6 protein-coding genes and 1 pseudogene are annotated in these 8,558 nt (G+C 71.4%); all 7 read right to left on the bottom strand.

Annotated elements, in window-relative coordinates:
* Window positions 1–49: 49 nt before the first annotated feature.
* Window positions 50–1,036 carry an ABC transporter substrate-binding protein gene (locus ACLBYE_RS28045; RefSeq protein ID WP_447696679.1) on the bottom strand — a complete coding sequence of 329 codons (987 nt, stop codon included), beginning with the start codon at window positions 1,034–1,036 and terminating at the stop codon, window positions 50–52.
* A gap of 141 nt (window positions 1,037–1,177) precedes the next feature.
* Window positions 1,178–2,443 (bottom strand): adenylate/guanylate cyclase domain-containing protein, encoded by a 1,266-nt coding sequence (locus tag ACLBYE_RS28040; RefSeq protein WP_447696678.1) that lies wholly within the window; start codon window positions 2,441–2,443, stop codon window positions 1,178–1,180.
* Complete coding sequence (locus ACLBYE_RS28035) at window positions 2,440–2,838, bottom strand: response regulator (RefSeq protein WP_020096377.1); 399 nt, start codon at window positions 2,836–2,838, stop codon at window positions 2,440–2,442. Before ACLBYE_RS28035 ends, ACLBYE_RS28040 begins: the two co-directional genes overlap by 4 nt.
* Window positions 2,835–4,901, bottom strand: coding sequence for a sensor histidine kinase (locus ACLBYE_RS28030; protein WP_447696677.1), 2,067 nt, complete (start codon window positions 4,899–4,901; stop codon window positions 2,835–2,837). The genes ACLBYE_RS28035 and ACLBYE_RS28030 overlap by 4 nt, the downstream gene beginning before the upstream one ends.
* A complete protein-coding gene (locus ACLBYE_RS28025) occupies window positions 4,898–5,875 on the bottom strand; it encodes an ABC transporter substrate-binding protein (protein WP_447696676.1) in 978 nt (325 codons plus the stop codon). Before ACLBYE_RS28025 ends, ACLBYE_RS28030 begins: the two co-directional genes overlap by 4 nt.
* Window positions 5,876–5,998: 123 nt before the next feature.
* A complete protein-coding gene (locus tag ACLBYE_RS28020; RefSeq protein ID WP_447696675.1) occupies window positions 5,999–8,308 on the bottom strand; it encodes a TonB-dependent receptor family protein in 2,310 nt (769 codons plus the stop codon).
* A 56-nt stretch (window positions 8,309–8,364) separates the two neighbouring features.
* Window positions 8,365–8,558: pseudogene (locus ACLBYE_RS28015) on the bottom strand (DUF2946 family protein); the annotation flags it as partial.

Below are 8,558 nucleotides of genomic sequence, written 5' to 3'. Positions count from 1 at the left end.
GTCGTCGCGGCGGTGCCGCCGCGACGACCGGCACCGGCTCCGGCGGCCGCTACTCGACCAGCTCGTCCACCTTCGCCATCAGCGAGGGCGAGATGGTCAGCCCCAGGGAGGCGGCCGTCGTCAGGTTGAGCAGGGTGATGAAGCGCTCGCTCGCCTGCACCGGCAGGTCGCCGACCACCGCGCCGCGCAGGATCCGATCGATGTAGCCCGCCGCCCGCTGCACGTCCTGCTCGACGCTCGTCGTGTAGGCGGCGAGGCCGCCGAGATGGACCGGAGCCGCGTAGGCGTACACGGCTGGCAGGCGATAGGTGGCCGCCAGATCGACGATCAGCTGGCCGTACACCCCGGTCACCGCGTCCGGCAGCGCGATGAGGCCGCCCTTCGGCTGGGTGGCGAAGCCGGCGATCGCCGCCTCGATCTCGGCCGCGTCGTGCACGCCCGCGATCCGGGCGTCGATCCCGAGTACCGGGCCGATCCGGGCCATCTCGGCCGTGTAGCCCGCCAAGCGCGCCCGGTAATCGGGATTGATGAGGGCGAGCGCCCGCGTCACGCCGGGGCTGAGTTCCTTCAGGAGCTGCAGCCACTTGCCGACGAGGACGAAGTCGAAGTTGGTGAAGCCGGTGAGGTTCCCGCCGGGCCGCGACAGGTTGGTCACGAAGCCGCCGCCGACCGGGTCCTGAAGCATCATGAAGACGATCGGAATCGTCGCGGTCGCCCGCTGGAGCGCGGTCGCGCCGACGACGCCCTGCGCGAGCACCACGTCGGGCACGCGCGCGACGATCTCCTCCGCCTGAACGCGCATCCGCTCGGCGTCGCCGTTGCCGTACTGCAGGTCGACCGTGAGGTTCTCACCCCAGATCCAGCCGGCCCGCTTCAGGCTCTCCTTCAGCGTCTCGACGATGACGGGACTGTCGGGATGCGCCTCGCCGTAGACCAGCAGGATCCCCAGGCGACGCTGACCCTTCGCCGGCGCGGCGGCGAGGGCCGGCCACGCGGCCGCGCCGCCGAGGCCCGCGATGACGTCGCGCCGTCTCATGCGCCGGTCTCCCGTCCGAACCCGTTCCGAGCATCGCCGATCGGGAGGGATTCCGATCGCGCGCCCTCGGACGGTAATAGGCGCTGCCTTAAGGCGGGGCTATCGGGGCGGGCGACGGGGAGGCCGGGCGCGCGCGGCGACTCAGCGGACCTCGACCCGACTGCCGCTGCCGCCGTTCAGCAGGCGCTTCAGGTGGAAGGCCGCGACCCCGTCGTCGGGGCGCAGACCGACCAGGGCCGCGAAGGCGGCCAGGGCGCCGGCATCCCCGGTATCGAGCTTGGCGTAGGCGTCCTGGTACTGGGCGAGCAGCGCGTCGCCGTAGGCCGCCTCCGTCAGCGGCTCGTAGGCGCGCAGGGCCGTCTGCTTGCCGCGCAGGAGGAGGTCGCCGAGGGGGCGGCCGCGGAACTGGCCGGCGCGGATCACGACGGCGTCGCTGACGCAGATCCGCGTGCCGAAGGCCTTGTTGGCGTTCTCCAGACGGGCGGCCGTGTTGATGGTGTCGCCGTAGGCCGTGTAGTCGAAGTAGCGGCCGCCGCCGAAATTGCCCACGATCGCCGGGCCGGCATGGACGCCGATCCGCGTCACGCCGATCTCGATTCCCCGCTCGCGCCAGCGCCCGCGGAAGCCCTCGGCCGCCTCGTCCAGGGCGAGGGCGCAGGCCACCGCCCGCGCCGCGTGGTCCGGCTGATCCCCCGGCGCGCCGAACAGGACGTGCAGGGCGTCGCCGACGATCTTGGCCACCGTCCCCTCGTGGGCGAAGACCACGTCGGTCATCTCGGCGAAATAGCCGTTGAGGATCTCGGCGAGCTGCGCGGGGTCGAGGCTCTCCACCAGGCTGGTGAAGCCCGCGATGTCGGTGAACAGGGAGGCCACGTCGCGGCGGTGGCCGCCGAGTTCGAGGCCCGACGCGTCCCCCGCGAGCCGCTCGGCGAGGTTCGGCGAGAAGTACCGGGCCAGGGAGGCGTGGGCCCGCTCGGCGAGCGATTGCCGCCGCCGCCCCTCGCGCAGGTCCTCGACGTGGCGCAGCGTCCGCTCGATCGTCGTCTCGAGGTCGGCGAAGTCGATCGGCTTCGTCAGGAAGTCGAAGGCGCCCCGGTTCATCGCCGTGCGGATGTTCGCCATGTCGCCGTAGGCCGAGACGATGATGATCGAGGGGCGCTCGGCCAGCTCCTGCAGCTTGGCGAGCAGGGTCAGCCCGTCCATCCGCGGCATGTTGATGTCGGAGACGACCAGATCGACGTCGCGGCTCTCGGCCAGGCGGTCCAGCGCCTCCTGCCCGTCGTGGGCGAACAGGAACGTGACGAGGCCCTGCCGGATCTGGCGGCGGAACTTCTGGGTGATCAGCGCCTCGAGATCCGGCTCGTCGTCGACGACGAGGATCTTGGCGCTCGGGACGCCGGGTGTCATTCGGTCCCCGCGAAGGCGGACAGACGGCGATCGATCTCGGCCTTCAGAACGGCGAAGTCGATCGGCTTGGTGATCAGGCCCACGGCGCCGGCGGCGCGGACTTTCTCGCGCGTCTCGGCGTCGCCGTAGGCCGTAATCATGATCACCGGCACGTCGGGCCGGGCCGCGCGCACCAGCGGCAGCAATTCGAGGCCGGTCATCCCGGGCATGTTGATGTCCGACAGCATCAGGATCAGGCTCGGCTCGTTCGAACCGTTGATCCGCTCCAGGGCCTCCGCGGCCGAGTGCGCGAAGGCCATCGCGAAGCGTCCGGCGCGCAGCTCGCGGCGAAACTGCTGCCGGAACAGGTCTGTCACGTCGGGTTCGTCATCGACGACGAGGATCAGGACGTTCATGGCTGGCTCTCGGTCTCGGTCGCCGGCTCGGTCACCGGCTCTGTCGCCGCCACGGTCGGTGACCGAGGCGGCGCGTCCGGCGTAACACTCTGCCGCGGCAGGGTGATGATGAATTCCGTGAAGGCACCCGGCTCCGTGGCGACGTCAACCGTCCCGCCGTGCTGCTTGACGAGGATGTCGTGGCTCAGCGACAGGCCGAGCCCCGTTCCCTCGCCGGCCGGCTTGGTGGTGAAGAACGGGTCGAACATCTTGGCCTTGACGCTGTCCGGGATGCCGGTGCCGTTGTCGCGCACCCGGATCTCGACGCTGTCGCCCCGGTCCCGGGTGGCGACCGAGAGCGTCGGCGCATAGCCGGGTTCGCCGTCGGCGGCCCGCTTCTCGGTGGCGTAGAACCCGTTCGACATCAGGTTCAGCAGGACCCGCGTGATCTCCTGAGGGTACAGGTCGGCGAGGCCGGCCGCCGGATCGTAATCGCGCACGAGGGTCACGTTGAAGCCGGGTTTCGCCGCACGGGCCCCGTGATAGGCAAGATTCAGGCTCTCCTCGACCAGCGCGTTGACCTCGACCGGGCGATGCTCGCCGGACCCGGTCCGCGAGTGCAGCAGCATGTTCTTGACGATCGAGTCCGCGCGCTTGCCGTGCTGGACGACCTTCTCGAGATTGCCCTTGAGCAGGCCGGCGAGCTCCTCGACCTCCGCGCGCGTGTCCGGGTCGAGGGTGGTCGGTTCGAGCACCTCCCGCAGCTCGTCCACCAGCTCGTTCGAGAGCGACGCGAAGTTGTTGACGAAGTTCAGCGGGTTCTTGATCTCGTGGGCGATGCCGGCGGTGAGCTGTCCCAGCGAGGCGAGCTTCTCGGACTGGACGAGCCGGCTCTGCGCCCGCTGGAGATCGTCGAGCGACCGGTTGAGGTCGCGGGTCCGCTCCTCCACCTTGGCCTCGAGCGTCTCGTAGGAATCCTGAACCCGGCTCGCCATCGTGTTGAACCGGTGCGCGAGGGTCTCGATCTCGTCGCCGGTGCGGATCACGATCCGCTCGGACAGGTCGCCCGCGCCGAACCGCTCCGCCCCGTCCTCGAGCTCGCGGATGGGCACGACCATGCGCCGCGCGAGGAAGGTGCCCGCCACCGCCGCCAGCAGGACGCCGAGACCCATCAGCGACGTGGTCTGGATCACGGATTCGAGCGCCGGCCCCATGGCGTCGCGCAGCGATTCCTGCACGAAGACGATCCAGTCGACCCGCGGGATGGTGGCGTGGGCCGCCAGCACCCATCCGCCGTCGAGGCCGGTCGTGATCTCGTAGTCCTGACCCGCCATCCGCGAGCCGGGCAGGGCGGCCGCGACCTCGGGCAGGCCGGACAGGTCGGTGTCGCGCAGGACGAGGCTGAGATCCGGGTGCGCGATCAGGCGACCGGTCGCCGTCGTCACGAAGGCGTAGCCGTGCTCGCCGACGTTGATCGCGCTGACCACGTCCCAGATCAGCTTGAGATTGACTTCCGCGACGGTCACGCCCGGGTCGCGGCCGGCATGGGCCACCGAGACGGTCATGTATGGCTCGGAGCCGCGCCGGAAATAGACCGGGCCGAACCACGTCTTCTGGGCGAGCGCCTGGGTGAAGCGCGGCGAGGTCGAGAAATCCTTGCCGCTGGCGACGGCGTCGGGCTCCAGCCGCGAGACGCGCAGCTGCTCCTTGCCGGCCGGATCGAGGTAGGCCACCTCCGTGATGGCCGGCGCCTGGCGCAGCAGGCGGATGAAGTCGTAGCGCTGCTGCTCGGGGGAGACGCGCCGCCACTCGGCGCGCGTGGTCCAGCCGATCTGACCCTCGATCGAGGACAGGAAGGCGTCGACGCGCTCGGCGGCGGCGCGCGCCTTGGTGCGCTGCGTCTCGATCGCCGTCCGCTTGGCGTCCTGATAGTTCAGCGTCAGGTCGACGGCGCCGTTGATGAGCAGCACGAGGCTGACGAGGCCCACGAAGGCCACCGCGAACTTCCCCGCGAGCGGCAGGCGGAACCAGCGCGGCGGCGCTGTCGCGGCCGGCGGGGCGGCGGGCGGGCGCGGCGCCGTCATTCGACGATCTCGTCCGCCTGGGCGAGGAGCGCCGACGAGATCGTCACGCCCATGCTGCGGGCCGTCTTGAGATTCACGATGAAGTCGAACTTCGTGGGCGCCTGGACCGGCAGGGTCGCGGGGTTCTCGCCGCGCAGGATGCGGCCGACATAGGCGGCGGCCCGGCGGACCGTCTCCACCGGATCCGGTCCGTACGACATCAGGCCGCCCCGATAGGCGAAACGGCGGATCGCGAAGACCGCGGGGACCCGGAGACTCGTGGTGAGCGCGACGATCTGGTCGCCGTTGGCCTCGCTGAACGTGCCGGGGGCGACGATCAGGCCCCCGTCGCCGCGCCGCGCGAGCGCGGCGATCACGGGCTCGATCTCGGCCGCCTTGTCGATCTTCACCACCACCGGCTCGATCCCGAGCGCGGCCGCGGTGGCGCGGAACGGCTCGGCGTAGAGGTTCTCGCCGCGGATCTCGGTGCTCGGATTGGACAGCAGGGTGACGTGCCTGAGGCTCGGAACGGCCTCCTTGAGGGCCGCCACCCATTTCCCGCCCAGCGGCGCCTCGTAGAGCGTGAAGCCGGTGATGTTGCCGCCCGGGCGCTGGAGACTCTCCACGTACCCGAAGCGGACCGGGTTCGAGGCGCCAACGAACACGATCGGGATCTGCTTCGTCAGGGCCGCCACGGCCGTGAGCTGCGCGCTGAGGTAGGCGAAGATCACCTGCGGGTGTGCGGCCACCAGTTCGGCCGCGAGGAGACGCGTGCGCTCGCGGTCGGCCCCGGTCCAGCGATCGTCGACCCGCTGATCGGGATGACCGTGATCGCGCAGGCCGGCGTGGAACGATTCCGCCAGCACCCGGCCCTCGGGATCGCCCTCCGCGAACGGCCAGAGGGCCGCGACATGGGCCTGACCCTGTGCCAGTACGGCGCGCGGCCACCCGGCGAGCGCCAGGGGCAACCCAGCGAGTACGGTTCGCCGCCTCATCGGACCATCGCGCCACATCCCCGCCCACGGCCCCGCCGCGCGCTCAGGCCCCGCCCTGCGATCGACTGCCGAAGCATAGTGCACGCTCGACTGCGACACCACGCGCGAGCCGCCGCGCGGTTATCAAAATGCCAGCCGCATGCCGCCGACGATGTTCCGCGGAGCGCCCGCGAAGACCGATCCGGTGGTGGTCGCCAGCACGGCGGCGCCGTTCTGGAGGCCGGTCGTGCCGCTGATGCTGTTGGCGAGGTTCTGCGCGGAGGCGACGTAGGTCGTGTCGAACAGGTTGCGCACCTCGACGTACAGGCTCAGCCGCTTCGCGTAGCCGCCCGTCAGCTCCGTGGCGTAGTGCAGGTTGGCGTTGACCACCGCGTAGCCGGGCGCCTTCAGCAGGTTGGCGTTGTCGAGGTAGAAATCGCCCTGGACGACCGTCTCCACGAAGGCGCCGAGACCCGCGAGCGGGCCGCTCGGCACGTCGTAGCCGAGGCGGGCGAGGAGCTGGTGGGCCGGAACCCCGGGGATCCGGTTCCCGGCCCGGTCGAAGGACCGGCTCAGGCTGCCGGCGCTGAGCTGCTCGGTGTAGCGGGTGTAGATCTGGTCGTCGAACGTGTAGGCCAGCGTGCCGCGCCAGCCGGGCGCGAAGGCCCATTCGGCGCCGACCTCGATGCCGCGATGCTCCGAGGCCGGCGCGTTGAACGTGTAGGCGAGGAGGCCGGCCCCCGGCGATTGCGAGACCAGCTCGTTGCGGAAGAACTCGTAGAACCCGGTCACGCTCAGGCGGAGATCGGTCACCGGGCTCCACTCGGCGCCGAGGTCGAAGCCGAGGTTCTCCTGCGTCCGGAGCTGCGTGTTGTTGCCGGGCAGCCCGGCCGGGGTGATGAACAGGTTGCTGGCGGCCGGCGTGGTGTAGCCGGTGGCGACCCGTCCGCGCAGCGCCCAGGCCGCGTCCGGCCGGTAGACGAGGGCCAGTTCGGGGGCGACGTTGAGGAAGGACCGGTTCGCGTCCGCCACCGTCCGCGTCGTCCCGCTCGCCGCGTACGCGTAGGCGACGTTGCGCCCGGTGATCGCCGTGGTCTCGGCGCTCAGCCCGAGGATGCCGGTCCACTGATCCGACAGGCCCAGCTCGAGCCGCGCCCGGCCGCCGAGATTCGACTGCACTGCCGTCTGATCGCCGATCAGCGCCCCCAGGCGCGGGCCGACGTAGGGGGCCCGGTTGAAGGTGGTGATGTGGTTGTCGATCGTATTGTAGGCGAGCGCGACGTAGCCCGTCGCCGGCAGGCCGAGCAGGTCGCCCCGCCGGGTCAGGTCGGTCAGGAAGTTCCAGGACGGGTAGGAGCCCCGCGACGCGGTCGTGTAGAACGGCTGATCGAAGTTGCGCTCGTCGAAGCCGAGCTGCGTGCGCCACGTGGTGAACGCGTCGAGGTCGTACTCCCAGCGGGCGGCCACGATGGTCCGGCGGTCGTTGCGCCCGAAGCCGCCCTCGTCGGCCGTCACCGGCACGGTCGCGCCGAAGGCCCCGTTCCGGAACAGGCTGAAGGTGGTGCAGCCCGGGGCCGCGCTCGCCGCGGCGGCGCAGCCGCGCTGGTACGAGTTGATCCGGTACTGGGCCAGGGACGCGCGGGCGGGCAGGTTGGCGTCGAGGGTGTTGTTGATCACCTTCAGGGTGAAGCGGTTGTCCGGCGTCGGGGTGTAGCTCGCGAGCAGGTTGATGGTCTGCGTGTCGTAGCTCGCGTGGTCCTGGTAGCCGTTGGCGCGGACATCGCTGGCGAACAGGCTGATCTCGAACGGGCCACTGACGCCGCCGACGGTGAAATAGTGGCTGAGGTACCCGAAGCTGCCGGCATCCACCCCGATCTCGTAGCCGTCGATCTCCCGCCCGGTGCGTGTCCGGAACGCGATGGCGCCCCCGGTGGCGTAGTTGCCGAAGAGCGGCGATTGCGGCCCGCGGAACACGTCGATCCGGCCGTAGGCGCGGGGGTCCGTGAGGTCGAAGCGCGACGCCCCGTCCGGCTGGGTGAGGATGAAGCCGTCTTCCAGGACGACGGTGTTCTTGATCACGCCGGTGGAGCGGGCGTTGTTGCCGCGGATCGAGATGACCACGTCGCGGCCGCCGTTCCCCTGCCGCACCGTCACGCCCGGGCTGTTCACCAGGACCGAGCCGATGCTGGTCGCCGGCCGGTTCGCGATCGTGTCGTCGCGCCCGATGCCGGTGACGATCTCGCCGACCGGGTGCTCGATCACCGCGGGCGCCGAGCTCGGCGGCGCCGCCACGCCGAAGGCCGGCGCGGCGGGCCCGCCCGCAGCGGGCGCGGCCTCGCCCTCCACGGAGAGTTCCTCGAGGGTGACGGCGGCCTGCCCGAGGGCGGGGAGGGGGCTTCCGGCGAGCAGGAGCGCGAGGGCGCCGCCGCGCAGGACGGGGGTGTCGGAGGTCATCGGAGGTCTCGTCTGATCGATGGGGCGAGCGGCGGCGCCGCCCGGAGGACGGGCGATCAGGCGGAGCGGGGCGGCCCGCGGGGCTGGCCGATGACGGCAGGGACCGACGCGGTCCGGACGGGGGGCGGGATCGGCCACGCCACCGCCGTCCAGCGCAGGCGGCGCGCGAGGCCCGGCGCGTGCGGGAGCAGCGGCGGGACGGCGCCGGCGCGGCACAGCCCGCAGAGGGCGCAGGACCCCGGCGCCGGCG

The organism is Methylobacterium sp. A52T, assembly GCF_053346095.1.
Note: the sequence above shows the minus strand (reverse complement) of the source record. Positions and strands in the feature narration are given on the sequence as shown.

Bases quoted from the DNA above. Each gene is read 5' to 3' on its own strand.
- ACLBYE_RS28045 (WP_447696679.1), bottom strand. From the start codon at position 1,036: ATGAGACGGCGCGACGTCATCGCGGGCCTCGGCGGCGCGGCCGCGTGG.
- ACLBYE_RS28040 (WP_447696678.1), bottom strand. From the start codon at position 2,443: ATGACACCCGGCGTCCCGAGCGCCAAGATCCTCGTCGTCGACGACGAG.
- ACLBYE_RS28035 (WP_020096377.1), bottom strand. From the start codon at position 2,838: ATGAACGTCCTGATCCTCGTCGTCGATGACGAACCCGACGTGACAGAC.
- ACLBYE_RS28030 (WP_447696677.1), bottom strand. From the start codon at position 4,901: ATGACGGCGCCGCGCCCGCCCGCCGCCCCGCCGGCCGCGACAGCGCCG.
- ACLBYE_RS28025 (WP_447696676.1), bottom strand. From the start codon at position 5,875: ATGAGGCGGCGAACCGTACTCGCTGGGTTGCCCCTGGCGCTCGCCGGG.
- ACLBYE_RS28020 (WP_447696675.1), bottom strand. From the start codon at position 8,308: ATGACCTCCGACACCCCCGTCCTGCGCGGCGGCGCCCTCGCGCTCCTG.